Source organism: Blattabacterium clevelandi, assembly GCF_003268615.1.
GTDB lineage: Bacteria > Bacteroidota > Bacteroidia > Flavobacteriales > Blattabacteriaceae > Blattabacterium > Blattabacterium clevelandi.
In genome coordinates this window covers 170,579-190,947 of the sequence record NZ_CP029844.1, presented here as the reverse complement: position 1 = coordinate 190,947, position 20,369 = coordinate 170,579, and the positions used below count along the sequence as shown (strand labels likewise).

The following is a 20,369-nucleotide window of genomic DNA, read 5'->3' as shown; positions in this document are numbered from 1 at the left end:
ATCTATATTTGTGATATAAAAAGTAATAATAATGTATTTATTTTTATTAATTTATTTCGTTGATGAAAACCTTTAAAGAATACAATTTTTTAAACGATAAAATTATTCAAGCTATAGAAGATATTGGATTCAAATCTCCTACTCCTATACAAAAAAAAGTAATTCCATTTTTATTAGAATCTGAAAAAGATATAATAGCATTAGCTCAAACAGGAACTGGAAAAACTGCAGCTTTTGGATTACCTATTATACAAAAAATAAATTTAGAGATTCGTTACCCACAAGCATTGATATTATGTCCAACAAGAGAATTATGTATTCAGATTACACGTGATCTTTTAAGTTTTTCAAAATATATTTCACTAATAAAAATTATTTCATTATATGGTGGAGTTAGCATAGATAATCAAATAAAATCATTAAAAAAAAGTAATCATATAATTGTAGGTACACCAGGTAGAATTATTGATTTAATTCGAAGAAATCAATTATATTTATCTCATATTAAATATTTAATACTTGATGAAGCAGATGAAATGTTGAATATGGGATTTAAAGAAGAATTAGATTCTATTATTTTAAAATTACCAAAAAAAAGACAAAGTTTATTATTTTCAGCTACAATGTCTAAATATATGAATGTAATAGCACATTCTTATTTAATAGAACCTAAAGAAATTATTACAGGAAAAAGAAATATTTGTTCTGATGATGTCAAACATATTTACTACATAGTAAGTAATTCAAATAAATATTTAGCATTAAAACGTATCGTAGATATCCATCCAGAAATTTATGGAATTATATTTTGTAGAACTAGAAAAAATACTAAAGAAATAGCAGAATCTTTAATACAAGATGGTTATAATGCAGATGCTATTTATGGAGATTTATCACAAGCACAACGTGAATCTGTTATGAATAGATTTAGAAAAAAAAATTTACAATTACTTGTAGCAACAGATGTTGCTGCTAGAGGAATAGACGTAAATGATATTACTCATGTTATAAACTATAATCTTCCAGATGAAAATGAAATTTATGTGCATAGAAGTGGTCGAACGGGAAGAGCTGGAAATACAGGTATTTCCGTTTGTATTATTCATTCTAATGAAACTAAAAATTTACGAGAATTCGAAAAAAAAATTGGAAAAACTTTTGAACGAACTATGATCCCTTCTGGAAAAGAAATTTGTGAAAAACAATTCCTCTATTTTATAGAAAAAGTAAAAAAAGTAGTAGTTGATGAACAATCAATGATTCCATTTTTTCCTAAAATAAAAAAAAAATTAGAATCTTTTGATAAAGAAGAATTAATAAAACGTTTTTCTTGGATAGAATTTAATCGTTTTATTTCTTCCTATAAAAATTCTAAAGATCTTAATATCATTTTTTCATCTAAATCTAATTCCTCTTTTTTCTATACAAAAAAATTAAAAAAAGGATCTTTTTTTAAATCCAAAAAATTAAAAAAAGAATCTTTTTCAAAACTTTTTTTAAATATAGGATCCAAAGATAATTTAACAAAATTAAGATTAATTAACTTAATTAACCAAATAGTTAATAATAATTCACGTATTAATATTGGACATATAGAAATTTTATCAAATTTTTCTTTATTTGAAGTAGAAAAACGTTATCAAAATAAAATATTAACAGGAATGAGTAGAATCAATCATTTTGGAAGACCTCTTTCTATAGAAATAAAAAATTAAAATTTTTTATATATTAATTTATGGCTGGTAATATTTTTGGAAATTTATTTCGAATTACTACTTTTGGAGAAAGTCATGGAATTTCTTTAGGAGGAATTATTGATGGATGTCCAGCAGGATTAAAATTAAATTTTGAAAAAATTCAAAAAGAATTAAATCGTAGAAGACCTGGTCAATCATCTATTGTAACTCAAAGAAATGAACCTGATCAAGTCAATTTTCTTTCAGGTATTTTAGATGGAATAACGACAGGGACTCCTATCGGTTTTATCATTGATAATAAAGATCATAAATCTGAAGATTATAAACATATCAAAAATATATATCGTCCTTCTCATTCAGATTTTACATATGAAAAAAAGTATGGAATAAGAGATTATAGAGGAGGTGGTAGATCTTCTGCTCGTGAAACAATATGCAGAGTTGTAGCTGGATCTATTGCTAAACAATTAATAAAAGATATTCAGATAATATCTTATGTTTCTTCTGTAGGAAATATTGAAATAAATAAATCTTATCAAGATCTTGATTTATCTGAAAAAAATATAGAAAATTCACCTATTAGATGTCCAGATTCATATACAGAAAAAAAAATGTTATCATTAATTCATAAAACTAAAAAAATGGGGGATACTATAGGAGGAACTATTACTTGTGTAATAAAAAATGTTTCATCAGGAATTGGAGAACCTATTTTTGATAAATTACATGCTGAATTAGCAAAAGCAATGCTTTCAATTAATGCTGTAAAAGGATTTGAATATGGTAGTGGTTTTTTTGGTTCTAAATTAACCGGATCTAAACATAATGATTTATTTAATGTTGACGGGACTACTAAAACTAATTTATCTGGAGGAATTCAAGGTGGAATATCAAATGGAATGGATATTTATTTTAAAATAGCTTTTAAACCTGTAGCAACTATTATGAAAAAACAAAAAACTATAGATAAATATGGAAATATTTCAATTATAGAAGGGAAAGGAAGACATGATCCATGTGTTCTACCTCGTGCAATTCCTATTGTAGAATCTATGACAGCTTTAGTTATAGTAGATTATTGGATGTTTAAAAAATTATCTAAATATTCTGAAATTAAAAATTGAAAAATCGTTTTCTCATTTTTATTTTAGGTCCAACAAGTATCGGAAAAACATCTATTTCAATTTTTTTAGCAAAAAAATTGAAAACGGAAATTTTATCTTGTGATTCTAGACAATTTTATAAAGAACTAAAAATAGGTACTTCTATGCCAACTATGGAAGACCTTAAATTAATTCCTCATCATTTTATAGGGCATTTAACTATTCATCAAATTTACAATGCAAAATATTTTGAGATAGAATCTCGTGAAAAAATAAAAAAATTATTTCATAAATATACTATTTTAATCATGGTAGGAGGATCCGGTTTATATGAAAAAGCGGTAATAAATGGATTATCTAATATTCCAAATATCGATTTAAATATTAGAAATAATTTAATTTTTAATTTCAAAAAAAAAGGAATCCTTTTTTTACAAAAAAAAGTTCAAAAATATGGAAAAATACCTAATTATTTAGATATTAATAATCCAAGACGTTTGATACGATATTTAGAAATATTTCAATCTACAGGTTACCCTCCTATTTTTTTCTTTAAAAAAAAATATTTAAACAATTTTACGGTTATAAAAATAGGATTAATTTTATCAAGAGATGAAATTTATTTTCGAATAAATAATAGAGTAGAAAAAATGATCCAAAATGGATTATTAGAAGAAGCAAAAAAATATTATCCTTATAGATATCTAAATAGTCTAAATACTATAGGATATAAAGAAATTTTTAGTTTTTTTTCTAAAAAAAAATATTCTATTTCAGAAATTTCAGAAGAAATAAAAAAAAATACCAGAAAATATGCAAAGAGACAATTAACATGGTATAGAAAAGACACTTCCATTACATGGTTTAATCCCAAAGAAAAAGATAAAATATTATCTTTTATTTTAAATAAAGTGGGCAATACTGGATTTGAACCAGTGACCCCCTGCTTGTAAAACAGATGCTCTAAACCAAACTGAGCTAATTGCCCTTTATATTATAATACAATACTATTTTTTACAAATTTAAGGAAAAATTTAGAATTAGAGCTTCAGAAACAATAAAAGTACTTCCACTTATTAAAATCAAATCTTTTTTTTTTGATTTTAATTTAGCGTATGAATAAGCTTTTTTTACAGAAGAAAAAAAATATATTTTTCTATAATTTTTAAAATTTTTTTTTACCAATTTTTTTAAGTTATCAATAGGAAATTTTCTTTCTATATTTGGTTGACAAAAATAATAAAAATCTTCATTAGAAAAATATTTTAATAATTTTTCTACTTTTTTTTCTTTTACAAACCCTAATATTAAATGTAAATTTTCGTATGATTCTTTTTTCAATTGATTCTTTATCATAATAAAACCACCTTCATTATGAGCAATATCACAAATAATTTTTGGATTATACTGTAATATCTGCCAACGTCCTTTAAAATGAGTATTTTTAATAACATTTTTTAATCCATTTTCTATAGATTTATTCGAAATAATGATATTTTTTCTTTTATTTAAAATATCTATAGTTTTTAATACAATAATTTTATTTAAATTTTGATATTTTGCTTCAAATGGAATTTTATATTTGGGATAGTCTTTTATATTTTCTGAAAAATATATAGGAGAATTTTTTTTAAATGATTCTTTTAAAAAAATAAATCGTATATCATTAGATATTTTATTTCCAATTACAACTGATTTATTTTTTTTTATAATACCTGCTTTTTCTAAAGCAATTTTCAATCTATTTTCTCCAAGAGATTCTGTATGATCTTCACTAATATTAGTAATCACTGATATTTCAGGATCTATTATATTAGTAGAATCTAAACGCCCACCCATTCCTACTTCAATTATAGCTATATAAACTTTTTTTTCTTTAAAATATTGAAAAGCCAAAGCAGTATTCATTTCAAAAAAGGATATTTTTTCTTTTTCAATAATTTTTTTATTTTTTTTAATAAAATCTATAATAAAATCTTTTTCTATATAATATCCATTATAGCATATTCTCTCTCTAAAATCTATTAAATGAGGTGAAGTGAATAATCCTATATTATATTTTTCTTCTTGAAAAATCGAAGATAACATATGTACTGTAGATCCTTTTCCATTTGTTCCTCCTACATGAATACTTTTAAAATAACTTTGAGGATTTCCTAAATAAGAACAAAAAGTTTTTATTCTTTTTAAACCTGGTTTATATGATTTTAATCCAATATTTTGATAACTTGGAAGACGATTAAAAATCCATTTAATAGTTTCAGAGTAATTCACTAGTATAAAATTTTATTTATATAACAAAAATAGATTTTTTAGAAAAAAAAAATTAAATTTATTGGGTATTTAATTATTATTATAATAGAATCACAATTACATTTTATTGAAAAAATTATAGAAGAAGATATAAAAAATGGATTTTCTACTAAAAAAATAAGATTTAGATTCCCACCAGAACCAAATGGATATCTTCATATAGGACATGTTAAAGCTATTTATCTCAATTTTGAATTAGGGAAAAAGTATAATGCTCCAGTAAATTTGAGATTTGATGATACAAATCCTATTGGAGAAAAAATAAAATTTATAGATTCTATCAAAAAAGATATAAAATTTTTAGGGTTTAAATGGGATCAGGAATATTATGCTTCAAACTATTTTCAACAACTTTATGAATGGGCTATAGAACTTATTAAAAATAATAAAGCTTATGTAGATAATCTACCTAAAAATATTATTCAAATTCAAAGAAAAACTCCTTTTGAATCTGGAATAAATAGCAATTATAGAAATAGATCTATAAATGAAAATTTATATTTATTTGAAAAAATGAAAAAAGGATTTTTTGAAGAAAAAACATGTGTACTAAGAGCAAAAATAGACATGAGTTCCTCAAATATGAATATGCGAGATCCAATTATGTATAGAATTTTGAAAAAAACACATCATCGTACCAAAAATAAATGGTGTATTTATCCAACTTATGATTGGACACATGGGCTATGTGATTATATTGAACAAATATCACATTCTTTATGCTCATTAGAATTTGAAAATAGGCGTCCTTTATATAATTGGTATTTGGATCAAATCGTTGAAAAAAATAAAATAAGACCTAAACAAATAGAATTTTCAAGATTAAATTTAAACTATTCTATAACTAGTAAAAGACAAATACAATTTTTAATAAATAAAAAAATCATACAATCTTGGAAAGATCCTCGGATTTGTACAATATCTGGATTACGTCATAGAGGTTATACAGCTATAGCAATAAAAAATTTTATACAAAAAATAGGAATTTCCAAAAGAAATAATATTATTGATATATCTCTTTTAAAATTTAAAATTAGAGAACATTTAAATAAAATCTCTACTAGAGTAATGGTGGTTTTAAATCCAATTAAATTAATTATTGATAATTATTCTTCAAAAAAAATAGAATGGGTTGATGCAAAAAACAATCCAGAAGATCCAAAATTTGGAAGTAGAAAAATTCCTTTTTCTAAATATTTATATATTGAAAAAAATGATTTTTTAGAAAAAAAAAGAAAAGAATTTTTTAGACTTTCCATTGGTTGTGAAGTAAGACTTAAAAATGCTTATATTATTAAAGCAAATTCAACAATCAAAAATTCTAATGGAGAAATAATAGAAGTACACTGTACTTACGATCCTACAAGTAAATCTGGTAAGGAGAAAAAAAGTCAAACAAAAAGAAAAATAAAAAGTACTTTACATTGGGTTTCTATACAACATTCTATTCCTATAAAAATACATATATATAAATCTCTTTTTTTAATAAAAAAAATAGATAAAAATTTCAATAAATATATCAATCTAAAATCAACAGATAAAAATTTCAATAAATATATCAATCCAAAATCAATAGATAAAATTATAGCTTATGCAGAACCATTTCTTCATAAAGCTAAAAAAGGAGATCATTTTCAATTCCAAAGAATTGGATATTTTTATGTAACTACAACGAATAAATACAATAAAAAATTAATTTTTCATAAAACAGTATCCATTAAAGATCAATGGAAAAAAATTAATGATAATAATAAAAAAAATTAAATTATAAAATTTCTGATAAAATATTTTCATATTCTTTTAACCCAGTTCCTGCAGGTATTTTATGCCCTACAATAACATTTTCTTTTAATCCAGATAAATAATCAGTTTTACTACTTATAGCAGCTTCACTTAAAACCTTAGTAGTCTCCTGAAAAGATGCTGCAGATATAAAAGATTTAGTTTGTAAAGCAGATCTTGTAATTCCTTGTAATATAGGTCTTCCGGTAGCAGGAATAGCATTTCTAGTTTTTATCAATTTCTTTTTTTTATATTTTAAAACTGCATTCTCATTTCTAAAATCTCTATAACTAATTATCTCTCCAGATTTAAAATTTTCAGAATCTCCTGAATTTTCAATAACTCTCATTTGAGAAATTCTATCATTTTCTTCTATAAAATCATCTTTATACTCAATATTTCCTTCTAAAAATCTAGTATCTCCTATATCTATAACTTCGATCTTTCGCATCATTTGTAAAACAATAATTTCAAAATGTTTATCATTAATTTTTACACCTTGTAATCGATAAACTTCCTGTATCTCTCTAATTAAATATTCTTGAACAGCTCTAGGACCTCTTATATTTAAAATATCATTAGGTGTTACAGCACCATCTGATAAAGCCATCCCCGCTTTAACATAATCATTTTCTTGAACAAGAATTTGATTAGAAAGTTTCACAAGGTATTTTTTTATATCACCTGTTTTAGATTCAACAATAATTTCTCTATTTCCTCTTTTTATTTTTCCATGACTAACTATTCCATCCATTTCTGATACTACAGCTGGATTAGAAGGATTACGGGCTTCGAATAATTCTGATAATCGAGGTAATCCTCCTGTAATATCACCAGATTTAGCAGTTCTTCTAGGAACTTTAACCAAAATTTTTCCTACTTCTATTTTTTCTTCATCTTCTACCATTAAATGAGAACCTACCGGTAGATTATAAACTTTCAATTCTTTATTTTTATTATCAAGAATTTTTAATGTTGGTATTAAATTTTTATTTCTTACTTCTGTAATAACTTTTTCTTGAAATCCAGTTTGTTCATCTATTTCTACTTGAAAAGATAAACCTTGTTCTAAATTCTGATAAGATATTATTCCGGTATATTCTGAAACAATAACTGCATTATATAAATCCCATTTACATATTTGATCTCCTTCTTTTAATTTATCACCATGTTTAACATATAAAGTGGCTCCATAAGGTATATTATGAATCATTAAAATAGAAGATTTTTTTTGATTAAAAAGTTTCATTTCTGTAGAACGAGAAACCACTATTTTTAATTCTTTTCCAGAATTATTTTTTATTTGTACAATTTTTAAATCTTCAAATTCTATAATTCCATCATATTTGGCTCTTATTTGCGAAGATTCAGCTATATTTCCAGCTGTACCTCCAACATGAAAAGTTCTTAAAGTTAATTGTGTTCCTGGTTCTCCAATAGATTGAGCGGCAATAACTCCTACAGCATCTCCTTTTTGAACTATCTTTCCGGTAGATAAATTTCTACCATAACATTGAGAACAAATTCCCATTTTAGATTCACAAGTAAGAGGAGAACGAACTTCTACAAATTCAATTCCAACTTTTTCAATTAAATACGCAATTTTTTCATTGATCATTTCTCCAGAAGAAACTAGTAATTGATTTGTTTTAGGATGATAAATATCATTTAAAGATACTCTTCCCAAAATTCTATTAAATAATGTATCCACTATTTCTTCATTTTTTTTTAAAGCAGATATTTCTAAACCACGTAAGGTTTTACAATCTTCTATTTTTATAATAACATCCTGTGCAGCATCAACTAAACGACGTGTAAGATATCCAGCATCTGCCGTTTTTAAAGCAGTATCTGCTAACCCTTTACGAGCTCCATGAGTAGATATAAAATATTCTAAAATAGAAAGCCCTTCTCTAAAATTTGATAAAATTGGATTTTCAATAATTTCTCCACCAGAGGATCCAGTTTTTTGAGGTTTAGCCATTAATCCTCGCATACCAGAAAGTTGACGAATTTGTTCTTTAGATCCTCTAGCACCAGAATCTAACATCATATAAACTGGATTAAAACCATTTCTATCCTCACTCATACGTTTCATTACTTTTTCTGTAAGCATTGCATTTGTATTTGTCCAAATATCAATCACTTGATTATAACGTTCGTTATTTGTAATTAACCCCATATTATAATTCATTTTTACATTATCAACTTGCTTAATAGCATCATCTACCATATTATTTTTATCTTCCGGAATAATAATATCCCCTAATCCAAAAGATAGACCTCCTTTAAATGCATTATAAAAACCTAATTCTTTAATATCATCTAAAAATTTAGCAGTAGTAGGAACATTGGTAAGATGTAAAATTTTTCCAATAATTTCTCTTAAAGATTTTTTTGTAAGGGATTCATTAATAAATCCTACTTGTTTAGGAACAACTTGATTAAATAAAACTCTACCTACAGTAGTTTCTATTAACTGATTATATAAAAAATTATCATTTTTTCGAATATTCACTTTTACCTTAATCGAAGTATGTAATTTTACTATATTTTGATAATAGGCTATTTCTACCTCTTCCGAAGAATAGAAAATAAAAACCTTTTTTTTTACTTTGTTATTCTTTGATGAAGATAAAGGTTTAGTCATATAATATAATCCTAATACCATATCTTGAGATGGGACTGTAATGGGAGATCCATTAGCTGGATTCAAAATATTTTGAGAAGCTAACATAAGAAGTTGAGATTCTAAAATTGCTCCAGGAGATAAAGGTAAATGGACTGCCATTTGATCTCCATCAAAATCTGCATTAAAAGCCGCACAAACTAAAGGATGTAATTGTATGGCTTTTCCTTCTATTAATTTAGGCTGAAAAGCTTGAATACCTAATCTATGTAAAGTTGGTGCTCTATTTAAAAGTACAGGATGTCCTCTCAGTACATTTTCCAAAATATCCCATATCATTGGTTCTCTTTTATCAATAATTTTTTTGGAAGATTTTACAGTTTTTACTATTCCTCTTTCAATCAATTTTCTTATAATAAAAGGTTTATATAATTCTGCTGCCATATCTTTAGGTAACCCACATTCATGTAATTTTAAATGAGGCCCTACTACAATAACTGAACGAGCAGAATAATCTACTCTTTTTCCAAGAAGATTTTGTCTAAATCTTCCTTGTTTCCCTTTTAAAGAATCGGATAATGATTTCAAAGGTCGATTACCTTCAGATTTTACTGCAGAAACTTTTCTTGAATTATCAAAAAGAGAATCTACAGCTTCTTGAAGCATCCTTTTTTCATTTCTTAAAATAACTTCAGGAGCTTTAATTTCCATAAGGCGTTTCAAACGGTTATTTCTTATCAGTACACGACGATATAAATCGGTCATATCAGAAGCTGCATAACGACCTCCATCTAAAGGAACTAAAGGTCGTAATTCTGGTGGAATAACAGATAAAACATGAATAATCATCCATGAAACATTTCCTCCATTTTTTTTACCCTCTCTAAAGGATTCCACTACTTGTAACCTTTTTAAGGCTTCAGTTCTTCTTTGTTTAGATGTTTCGTTGTTAGCCTGATTTCTCAATTCAAGAGATAAAAGATCTAAATCTAAACGATTTAAAAGATCTCCTATACATTCTGCCCCCATTTTAGCTATAAATTTATTAAGATCCGTATCTTCTAATAACTGATTCCCTTTCGGTAACTTATATAAAACATATAAATATTCTTCTTCTGTAAGAAAATCTCCTTTTTGAAAAATGGATCCATCTTGACGATTAGCTATCCCACCTTGTATTACTACATATCGCTCATAATAAATGATCATTTCAAGTTTTTTAGATGGTAATCCTAATAAATATCCTATTTTATTAGGTGAAGTACGAAAACACCAAATATGAACAACGGGAACAACAAGACTAATATGACCCATTCTTTCTCTCCTAACTTTTTTTTCAGTTACCTCTACTCCACATCTATCACAAACAATTCCTTTATAACGTATTCTTTTATATTTTCCACAAGCACACTCATAATCTTTTACTGGACCAAAAATACGTTCACAAAAAAGTCCATCTCTTTCTGGTTTATGAGTTCTATAATTAATTGTTTCTGGTTTTAAAACTTCTCCATTAGATTCTTTTAATATAGTTTCTGGAGAAGCTAATCGAATTGTAATTTTATTGAATCTACTATTTTTTCTATTCATTTTTTAATGTTGTATCATATAGATATATAAAATTTAGAAGTAAAGGAACATCATACAAAAAATAATAATTATCATTCTTCTAAATTAATATCCAAACCTAATCCTTTCAATTCATAACATAAAACATTAAAAGATTCTGGATTATTTGGTTCTGGAATTGAATCTCCTTTCACTATAGATTCATAAGTTTTAGCTCGTCCTATTACATCATCTGATTTAACAGTTAATATTTCACGTAAAATATTAGATGCTCCAAATGCCTCTAAAGCCCAAACTTCCATTTCTCCAAAACGTTGACCTCCAAATTGAGCTTTTCCTCCTAAAGGTTGTTGAGTAATAAGTGAATAAGGGCCTATAGAACGAGCATGCATTTTATCATCTACCATATGACCTAATTTTAACATATATATAATACCAACTGTTGCAGGTTGATCAAATCTTTCCCCTGTTCCTCCATCAAATAAATAAGTAGTTCCAAAATTTGGAATACCCGCTTTTTTTGTATATTTTGTTATTTTTTCTATACTAGCTCCATCAAATATAGGGGTAGAAAATTTAATACCTAATTTATATCCTGCCCAACCTAATACTGTTTCATATATTTGTCCAATATTCATTCTAGAAGGAACTCCTAATGGATTTAGAACAATATCTACAGGACTTCCATCTTCTAAAAATGGCATATCTTCTTCACGAAGAATACGTGCTACAACTCCTTTATTACCATGTCTTCCAGCCATTTTATCTCCTACTTTTAATTTTCTTTTTTTTGCAATATAAACTTTAGCCATTTTAATAATTCCAGAAGGTAATTCATCTCCAATAGTAATAGAAAATTTTTTATGTTTCATAATATTATTTAAATCGTTAAATGATATTTTATAATTATGCAATATTTCTGATACAATATTATTAATTTCTACATCAGAAGTCCAATTATATGGAGATATATTTATATAATCAGATATACTATTTAATAATTTGAGGCTGAATTTTGTTCCTTTTTCTATAAATCCCTGTTCTTTTTCATCGAAAAAAATTTTTTTAGAAACTTTTCCATGTAAAACAGTATATAATTTTTTTAAAAAATTATTTTTTAAATCTAAAAATTTTTTATCGTATTCTTTTTCTATATGATCTATTTTTATTTTATCTTGAGCTCTAGATTTTTTATCTTTTATACTTCTAGTAAATAATTTGGTATCAATGACAATACCAAATAAAGAAGGTTCTGCTCTTAAAGAAGCATCTTTTACATTTCCAGCTTTATCGCCAAAAATAGCTCTTAACAATTTTTCCTCTGGAGTTGGATCAGATTCTCCTTTTGGAGTTATTTTTCCAATAAGAATATCACCAGGTTTAACTTCAGCTCCAACACGAATAATCCCATTTTCATCCAAATCTTTAGTAGCCTCCTCACTAACATTTGGAATGTCATTTGTGAGTTCCTCCATTCCTAATTTTGTATCTCGGACATCTAAAGAATATTCATCTATGTGTATTGAGGTGAACCAATCTTCGCTGACTACTTTTTCTGAAATTAGAACAGCATCTTCAAAATTATATCCATTACAAGGAATAAAAGCAGCTCTCAAATTTCTTCCTAATGCTAATTCTCCATTTTCAGTCGCATAGCCTTCACATAAAATTTCACCTTTTACTATCCTCATTCCTTTTTTAACAATAGGTTTTAAAGTAATACATGTATTTTGATTTGTTTTTCTAAATTTTATCAAATCATAAACTTTCATTTCGGAATCAAAGCTTATCAATTTATCTCTCTCCGTTTGATCATAACGAATAATTATTTTTCTTGCATCAATATATTCTACTATTCCATTTTTTTCTGCATTAATCAAAATTCTAGAATCTCTTGCTACTTGTTTTTCCAATCCAGTTCCAACAATAGGTGATTCAGGATTTAATAATGGAACAGCTTGACGCATCATATTAGATCCCATAAGAGCTCTATTAGCATCATCATGTTCCAAAAAAGGAATTAAAGAAGCTGAAATAGAAGCTATTTGATTAGGTGCTACATCTATATAATCTACTTGTTTTGATTTTACTATTGGAAAATCTCCATCTTCACGAGCAATAATTCTGTCAGATATAAAATTTCCATATTGATCTATAGAATTAGCTTGTGCAATAATCCTCCCTTCTTCTTCTTCTGCACTTAAATATTTGATCTTAGATTTTAAATTTACTTTTCCATTACTAGTAGATCTATAAGGAGTTTCTACAAATCCCATATTATTAATTTTTGCAAAAACAGAAAGAGAAGAAATTAAACCAATATTAGGACCTTCTGGTGTTTCAATAGGACATAATCTTCCATAATGAGAATAATTAACATCTCTAACCTCAAATCCTGCTCTTTCTCTAGATAATCCTCCTGGACCTAAAGCAGATAATCTTCTTTTATGAGTGATTTCAGATAATGGATTTGTTTGATCCATAAATTGGGATAATTGGTTAGTTCCAAAAAAAACATTTATAACGGAAGATAATGTTTTAGAATTAATCAAATCTATAGGCATGAAAACTTCATTATCTCGTACATTCATTCTTTCTCTAATAGTTCTAGACATTCTAGCTAATCCAATACTAAATTGAGTATAAAGTTGTTCTCCTACAGTTCTTACACGTCTATTGGATAAATGATCTATATCATCTACTTCTTTTTTAGAATTGAACAATGCATTCAAATGTTCAACTATAGCAATAATATCTTCCTTAGTTAAAACTAAATAATTGGGATCTATATCCAAACCAAGACGTTTATTTAAACGATATCTACCTACAGGTCCTAAGCTATATCTAGAATCTGAAAAAAAAAGTTTATCTATAACTCCTCTAGCAGTTTCTTCATCCGGAGGTTCTGTATTTCTAAGTTGTCTATATATATATTCTACAGCTTCTTTTTCAGAATTAGTAGGATCTTTTTGCAAAGTATTGTAAATTATAGAATAATCTTTCTTTTTTCCTCCTTCTTTATGCAAAAGAATTGTTTTTATTTCGTGTTGAATAATGAGATCTATATGCTCTTGTTTTATAACAATATCTCTATCTATTAAAATTTCATTTTTTTCTATAGATACTACTTCCCCTGTATCTTCATCTACAAAATCTTCATGCCATATTTTCAATATTCTAGCAGCAATAGTTCTATCTAAAATATTCTTATTATTTTCTATTATTTTAACTTCTTCCGCTAGATTAAATATTTCTAATATATCTTTATCTCTTTCATATCCAATAGCACGAAGTAAAGTCGTCATTGGTAATTTTTTTTTTCTATCAATATACGCATACATAATATTATTGATATCTGTAGCAAATTCAATCCAAGATCCTTTAAAAGGAATAATTCTTGCAGAATATAATTTCGTCCCATTTGCATGATGAGACTGACCAAAAAAAACTCCAGGAGAACGATGTAATTGAGATACAATTACCCGTTCTGATCCATTGAAAATAAAAGACCCAGAAGGAGTCATATATGGATAAGTTCCTAAATACACATCTTGATATACTGTTTCAAAATCCTCATGTTCAGGATCTGTACAATATAATTTTAATTTAGCTTTTAAAGGAACACTATAAGTCAATCCTCTTTCTATACACTCTTCTATAGAATATCTAGGAGAATCTATAGAATATCCTTTAAATTCTAAAACAAAGGAATTTCTTGCATCTGAAATTGGAAAATTTTCGGTAAAAGCTTTAAATAAACCTTCGTTTTTTCTATTTTCTGGTTTTGTATCAAGTTGAAAAAAATCTTTAAATGATTTTATTTGAATATCCAATAAATCAGGATATTCTACTTGTTTTTTTACCGATGCAAAAGTAATTCTTTCTGCTGATTTTTCTGAAATTTTTTCTGTATTCACCAAATTTTCAAGTAATTTAAACTTTTCTAAAAACAATTAACCTATCATTTCAATTCTACTTCAGCTCCTATATCTTCAAGTCTTTTCTTTAAACTTTCTGCTTCTTTCTTATCAATAGACTCTTGAAGAACATTTGGTACATTATCTACCAATTCTTTAGATTCTTTAAGGCCTTTACCAGTAATTTCTTTAACTAATTTCACTACAGATAATTTAGAATTTCCTGGAGATTTTAATATTAAATTGAAAATATTTTTTTCTTCTTTTTCTGAATTTTTTTCTTTATTTTTAGGAATATCCATAGATGTTCCTAAAAAAGTATTAGAGGGTTCGATACCATACTTTTTTTTTAAAAAAGTTGCTAATTCATTCACTTGTTTTACAGTAAGATTAACCAATTTTTCTGCTAGATTTTCTATCATTTTATTATTTTTATTTTTTATGGAAATAAATTATGATAGAATTATTATCATCGTGATGATAATGATTCTATCATTTTAAATATTTTATATTCACCTAATTTTAAAGAAAAAAGTATTTTTTTAATTGGACATTGAAGCATATTCAAAATATCAATTATAAGATCGTTTTTAGATTTAATATTAATTAATATATCCAAATCTTTATTTCCAAAATAAAAAGATTTTTCAACATATGCAGCCTTTAAATAAGGTTTTTCAATCTTTTCTTTAAAATGAAAGTTTTTTATAATTTTTGATGGTAACCCTCCTAAATTAGATGATAAAATAGAAGTATTCCCATTTAAAATAGGCAAAAAAGAATCTAATTGTTTATTTTCAATTTTTTCTAAAGCTTTTTTCAATAAAGTATTTTTTACTACTCTCATTTGAATATAAAATTTATTAAAATTCTTTCTAAGAATAGAAATTTGATTAGAATTTAAATCGGAAATATCAATTAAATATATCGTTTCATTATCAGATAATATAGAAATTAATTTTAATAATTCTTTTCTTTTTTTTTCTTTCTTCATTTTTTTAAAAAACTTTTTGAGTCTAATGAGATACTAGGACTCATTGTCGTAGATAAATAAATTTTTTTTATATAAAATCCTTTCGAAGAAGATGGTTTATTTCGGATAACTTCGGTTATAAAAATTTTTAAATTATTCAATAAGTATTTAGTAGAAAAAGAGACCCTTCCAATAGAAGAATGAATAATACCATAACGATCTGATTTAAATGTTATCCTTCCAGATTTAATTTCTTTAATAGACTTTCCTGGATTGGTAGATACTGTATCTAGTTTAGGATTTGGCATTAACCCTCTTGGACCTAATATTTTTCCTAAAGTTCCTAATTGATTCATAACCGATGGAATAGCTACTATTACATCTATATCCATCCATCCATCCTTAATTTTGTCTATATATTTTAATCCTACATAATCTGCTCCAGCTTCTTTAGCTTCCAATTCTTTATCTTTAGTTACTAAAGCTAAAACACAAATATTTTTTCCTATACCATGTGGTAATAGAACAGTACCTCGTACTATTTGATTTGATAAACGTGAATCTAGCCCTAGACGAATAGAAATATCTATCGATTCATCAAATTTAGAAAAAGAAATTTTTTTAATAAGAGTAATAGCATCTTCTAAAGAATATTTATTATTCTTATCTATTTTTCCTAAAATTTTTTTTCTATTTTTAGTTAATTTTTTTGACATGATAAAAAAAAATAAGAATATACTTTTATTTTTTATAAATTTCGATTCCTAGAGAACGTGCAGTACCACATACCATAGATATAGCAGATTCAATTGAAGAACAATTCAAATCTTCCATTTTATTTTTTGCAATCATTTTAATTTGATTTAAACTTATTTTTCCAATTTTAGAACGATTTGGTTCCTTAGACCCTTTTTCTACTTGAATGATATTGAGTAACTGAATAGATATTGGAGGTTTTTTAATTACAAAAGAAAAAGATTTATCCTCATAAATAGTAATAATAACTGGGCATATTTCCCCCTTTTTTTCCTTAGTTTTTAAATTATATTTTTTACAAAATTCCATTATATTTACTCCAGAACTTCCTAAAATAGGACCAATAGGTGGTGATGGATTAGCATTTCCACCATTGATTTTTTGTATTTTTATTTTTTTAACTATTTTTTTACCCATTTTTACTTTTAACTAAATTTTTTCTATTTGTGTAAAATTTAATTCCAAAGGAGTTTTTCTTCCAAAAATTAAAACTGCTAATTCTAGTTTTCGTTTTTCTTCATTAATTTTTTCAATAGTTCCATTAAAACCACTAAAAGGACCATCTATTACTTTTATAGTTTCACCAATTATAAATGAAATGCTAATATTTTCATATCTTTCGGACAATTGATCCATTTTTCCCAACATCTTATTTACCTCTTCTTTTCGCATAGGAATAGCAGAGCCTCCTTTCCCATCACTTAAAAAATTAATAACACCTGGAACATTCTTAATCGCGTGAACAGCTTCTACTTCAAGATTGGTTTCGATCATGACATATCCTGGATAATGAACTTTTTCCCTGTGAATTTTCTTTCCTCTTCTCATTTGTATAACTTTTTCAATAGGAACTAAAACCTGACCTATACATTCTTTAAATCCATTATTTATTACTTCATTTTCAATATACAATTTTACCTTATTTTCTTGACCACTAATAGTTTTTAAAACATACCATTTTCTTTCTAAATTACTCATTTAACTTTTATATTTTATTATAAAGAAAACAATTTTTTAATAACAAAAATAAATAGACCATCTACACCATATAAAAACATGGATAAAAATATAGAAAAAAACGATACTATTAATGTAGTAAATTGCAAATTTATCCACTTAGGCCATGTAATACAATAAAAAAATTCATCGTAAATTTCCAAAAAATAATTTTTCTTTTTCATATTATATACGATAATATTTATACGATTCCGCACGGATGGTAAGGATCGAACTTACGACCTTCGGTTTTGGAGACCGATGCTCTACCAGCTAAGCTACATCCGTTTTATTTTATTATTGAAGATTAATCCATAAGTTTAATAACTTGCCCAGCACCAACTGTTTTACCCCCTTCACGAATAGCAAAACGTAAATTTTCACTTAAAGCAACTGGTTGATGTAAACTTACTTCCATAGAAATATTATCTCCTGGCATGACCATTTCTATCCCTCCTAATAAATGTATTTCTCCAGTTACATCAGTTGTTCTTAAATAAAATTGTGGACGATATTTATCATGAAAAGGAGTATGCCTACCTCCTTCTTCTTTTGTAAGAATATAAACTTCTGCTTTAAATTTTTGATGAGGTTTAATAGATCCTGGTTTTCCAATTACCATTCCACGTTTAATATCTTTTTTTTCTATTCCACGTAATAATAACCCTACATTATCTCCTGCTTGTCCACTATCCAATATTTTACGAAACATTTCCACTCCTGTTACTGTAGATGATAATTTTTCTTTACAAAATCCTATAATATCTACTAAATCTCCTGTATTTATAATTCCAGTTTCAATCCGACCTGTAGCTACTGTCCCTCTTCCTGTTATAGTAAATACATCTTCTATAGGCATTAAAAATGGTTTATTCATTTCACGAACTGGTTCTGGAATATACTCATCCAAAATATTCATAAGTTCTTGAATTTTTTTAATCCATTTTTCTTCTCCATTTAAAGCTCCTAAAGCTGATCCTTGTACAATAGGAATGTTTTCTCCATCATACTCATATTTGGAAAGTAATTCACGAATCTCCATTTCTACTAATTCCAATAATTCTGGATCATCTACTTGATCGACTTTGTTCATGAAGACAATAATTTTAGGGACACCAACTTGACGTGCTAATAAAATATGTTCTCTTGTTTGAGGCATAGGACCATCAGTTGCAGCAACTACTAAAATTGCCCCATCCATTTGAGCTGCCCCCGTAATCATATTTTTAACATAATCTGCATGTCCAGGACAATCTACATGAGCATAATGTCGTTTTTTTGTTTCATATTCTACATGAGAAGTATTGATAGTTATTCCTCTAGCTTTCTCTTCTGGAGCATTATCAATTGCATCAAAACTTTTTTCTTCTGCAAGTCCCATTTTTGACAATACTTTTGTAATGGCTGCTGTTAAAGTAGTTTTTCCATGATCTACGTGACCTGTAGTCCCTATATTTAAATGTGGTTTGTCACGTTTAAATTTTTCTTTTGCCATGATAAATAATAATTTCTAACAATTTTAATAATTTTCAAAAAATTCAAAAAAAAGCCAATGGCGGGATTTGAACCCGTGACCTCTTCCTTACCAAGGAAGTGCTCTCCCTCTGAGCTACATTGGCCATAATAATAATTAGAGCGGAAGACGGGATTCGAACCCGCGACATTCAACTTGGAAGGATGATGCTCTAACCATCTGAGCTACTTCCGCTTTTCATATATATGATTACTATATAAAAAAATGGGGAGAGCAGGATTCGAACCTGCGAAGGCATAGCCAACAGATTTACAGTCTGTCCTCGTTAACCGAACTTGAGTATCTCCCCAAAAAAAAAGCCGGAGGAGGGATTCGAACCCACGACACCGAGATTACAAATCACGTGCTCTACCATCTGAGCTACACCGGCTGTTTGGTTTTGTTCAAAACAATTTTCTACCAATAATGAAAATCAGGTATGTACAAATCTATGGAGATTTTTATAATTATCAAAAAATCTTTACATGTTTAATCTTTTTTTTAAAAATTAACAATAAAATAATTCCAATAGATATTATAAAATCAGAAAAATTAAAAACGGGTTTAAAAAATTGAAAATTATATCCTCCAAAAAATGGGGCCCAATCCGGAATATAAATATCAAAAATAGGAAAATAAAACATGTCTACTACGCATCCTTTCATCAAGGATGAATACCCATCACCACCATTCCAAGGAAATATTATATTTGAAATTCCAGAATAAGAAATCCATTGATGAGATTCTGGATTATAAATGGTTCCTGTATCAAATAATAATCCATATAAACAACTATCTAAAAGATTACCGATAGCTCCTGAAAGGATAAAAATAGTTGGAATAATTAAATAATTTGAATATTTCTTCTTTACATTTTTATAAAGAAAAAAAAATATGAATAAAACTACAATAAAACGAAAAAAACTTAAAAGAATTTTTCCAAAATATCCAGGAGCAATAGAAATACCATAAGCCATTCCAGGGTTTTCCACAAAAAAAATCCAAAAAAATGAAAATATAGGAACTCCTTTTCCTAGTTCAAAGTGAGTTTTGATATAAATTTTTAAAATCTGATCTATTAACAGAATAGGAAAAATACTTAAAAATATTTTTTTCAAAAA

15 protein-coding genes and 6 tRNA genes are annotated in these 20,369 nt (G+C 26.5%); 4 read left to right on the top strand and 17 right to left on the bottom strand.

The window, feature by feature from the left end:
• The first annotated feature begins 62 nt into the window (after positions 1-62).
• Genes DM817_RS00900 through miaA form a run of 3 tightly spaced genes read left to right on the top strand, consistent with a single transcriptional unit; the run spans position 63 to position 3,753 of the window.
• Positions 63-1,715, top strand: a complete 1,653-nt coding sequence (locus tag DM817_RS00900) for a DEAD/DEAH box helicase (RefSeq protein WP_113738189.1) — start codon at positions 63-65, stop codon at positions 1,713-1,715.
• Positions 1,716-1,735: 20 nt separating this feature from the next.
• Positions 1,736-2,821, top strand: coding sequence for a chorismate synthase (gene aroC, locus DM817_RS00895; RefSeq protein WP_113738188.1), 1,086 nt, complete (start codon positions 1,736-1,738; stop codon positions 2,819-2,821).
• Positions 2,818-3,753 carry a tRNA (adenosine(37)-N6)-dimethylallyltransferase MiaA gene (gene miaA, locus DM817_RS00890; protein ID WP_113738542.1) on the top strand — a complete coding sequence of 312 codons (936 nt, stop codon included), beginning with the start codon at positions 2,818-2,820 and terminating at the stop codon, positions 3,751-3,753. The genes aroC and miaA overlap by 4 nt, the downstream gene beginning before the upstream one ends.
• Here the strand turns inward: miaA and DM817_RS00885 are convergent.
• Positions 3,713-3,788, bottom strand: a tRNA-Val gene (locus DM817_RS00885). The genes miaA and DM817_RS00885 overlap by 41 nt on opposite strands.
• A gap of 26 nt (positions 3,789-3,814) precedes the next feature.
• Positions 3,815-5,074, bottom strand: a complete 1,260-nt coding sequence (locus DM817_RS00880; RefSeq protein ID WP_113738187.1) for a bifunctional folylpolyglutamate synthase/dihydrofolate synthase — start codon at positions 5,072-5,074, stop codon at positions 3,815-3,817.
• Positions 5,075-5,152: 78 nt separating this feature from the next.
• On the opposite strand from DM817_RS00880, the gene glnS reads away from it, so the two are divergent.
• Positions 5,153-6,877 carry a glutamine--tRNA ligase gene (gene glnS, locus DM817_RS00875; protein ID WP_113738186.1) on the top strand — a complete coding sequence of 575 codons (1,725 nt, stop codon included), beginning with the start codon at positions 5,153-5,155 and terminating at the stop codon, positions 6,875-6,877.
• A 1-nt stretch (position 6,878) separates the two neighbouring features.
• Here glnS and rpoC read toward each other — a convergent pair whose 3' ends face one another.
• The 15 genes from rpoC to DM817_RS00800 all read right to left on the bottom strand — a co-directional run bounded on the left by rpoC (position 6,879) and on the right by DM817_RS00800 (position 20,366).
• On the bottom strand, positions 6,879-11,114 hold the full coding sequence (rpoC, locus tag DM817_RS00870; protein WP_113738185.1) for a DNA-directed RNA polymerase subunit beta': 4,236 nt from the start codon (positions 11,112-11,114) through the stop codon (positions 6,879-6,881).
• A gap of 71 nt (positions 11,115-11,185) precedes the next feature.
• On the bottom strand, positions 11,186-14,995 hold the full coding sequence (gene rpoB, locus DM817_RS00865) for a DNA-directed RNA polymerase subunit beta (RefSeq protein ID WP_449374855.1): 3,810 nt from the start codon (positions 14,993-14,995) through the stop codon (positions 11,186-11,188).
• Between the two features lie 59 nt (positions 14,996-15,054).
• Positions 15,055-15,432, bottom strand: coding sequence for a 50S ribosomal protein L7/L12 (rplL, locus tag DM817_RS00860; RefSeq protein ID WP_113738184.1), 378 nt, complete (start codon positions 15,430-15,432; stop codon positions 15,055-15,057).
• 47 nt (positions 15,433-15,479) lie between these two features.
• On the bottom strand, positions 15,480-16,004 hold the full coding sequence (rplJ, locus tag DM817_RS00855) for a 50S ribosomal protein L10 (RefSeq protein WP_113738183.1): 525 nt from the start codon (positions 16,002-16,004) through the stop codon (positions 15,480-15,482).
• Positions 16,001-16,699: a 50S ribosomal protein L1 gene (gene rplA / locus DM817_RS00850; RefSeq protein ID WP_113738182.1), complete on the bottom strand. Its 699-nt coding sequence runs from the start codon at positions 16,697-16,699 to the stop codon at positions 16,001-16,003. Before rplA ends, rplJ begins: the two co-directional genes overlap by 4 nt.
• 25 nt (positions 16,700-16,724) lie before the next feature.
• On the bottom strand, positions 16,725-17,156 hold the full coding sequence (gene rplK, locus DM817_RS00845) for a 50S ribosomal protein L11 (protein WP_113738181.1): 432 nt from the start codon (positions 17,154-17,156) through the stop codon (positions 16,725-16,727).
• Positions 17,157-17,168: 12 nt separating this feature from the next.
• A complete protein-coding gene (nusG, locus tag DM817_RS00840) occupies positions 17,169-17,717 on the bottom strand; it encodes a transcription termination/antitermination protein NusG (RefSeq protein ID WP_113738180.1) in 549 nt (182 codons plus the stop codon).
• Positions 17,718-17,734: 17 nt separating this feature from the next.
• Entirely contained in the window at positions 17,735-17,920 is a 186-nt protein-coding gene (gene secE / locus DM817_RS00835) for a preprotein translocase subunit SecE (RefSeq protein WP_113738179.1), read from the bottom strand.
• Between the two features lie 30 nt (positions 17,921-17,950).
• Positions 17,951-18,023 (bottom strand) — tRNA-Trp (locus tag DM817_RS00830).
• 19 nt (positions 18,024-18,042) lie between these two features.
• Positions 18,043-19,230 carry an elongation factor Tu gene (gene tuf, locus DM817_RS00825; protein WP_113738178.1) on the bottom strand — a complete coding sequence of 396 codons (1,188 nt, stop codon included), beginning with the start codon at positions 19,228-19,230 and terminating at the stop codon, positions 18,043-18,045.
• A gap of 52 nt (positions 19,231-19,282) precedes the next feature.
• Positions 19,283-19,354 (bottom strand) — tRNA-Thr (locus DM817_RS00820).
• 15 nt (positions 19,355-19,369) lie between these two features.
• Positions 19,370-19,443 (bottom strand) — tRNA-Gly (locus tag DM817_RS00815).
• A 31-nt stretch (positions 19,444-19,474) separates the two neighbouring features.
• Positions 19,475-19,558 (bottom strand) — tRNA-Tyr (locus tag DM817_RS00810).
• Positions 19,559-19,566: 8 nt separating this feature from the next.
• Positions 19,567-19,639 (bottom strand) — tRNA-Thr (locus DM817_RS00805).
• Between the two features lie 79 nt (positions 19,640-19,718).
• Positions 19,719-20,366 (bottom strand): lipoprotein signal peptidase, encoded by a 648-nt coding sequence (locus DM817_RS00800; RefSeq protein WP_113738177.1) that lies wholly within the window; start codon positions 20,364-20,366, stop codon positions 19,719-19,721.
• Positions 20,367-20,369 lie beyond the last annotated feature (3 nt).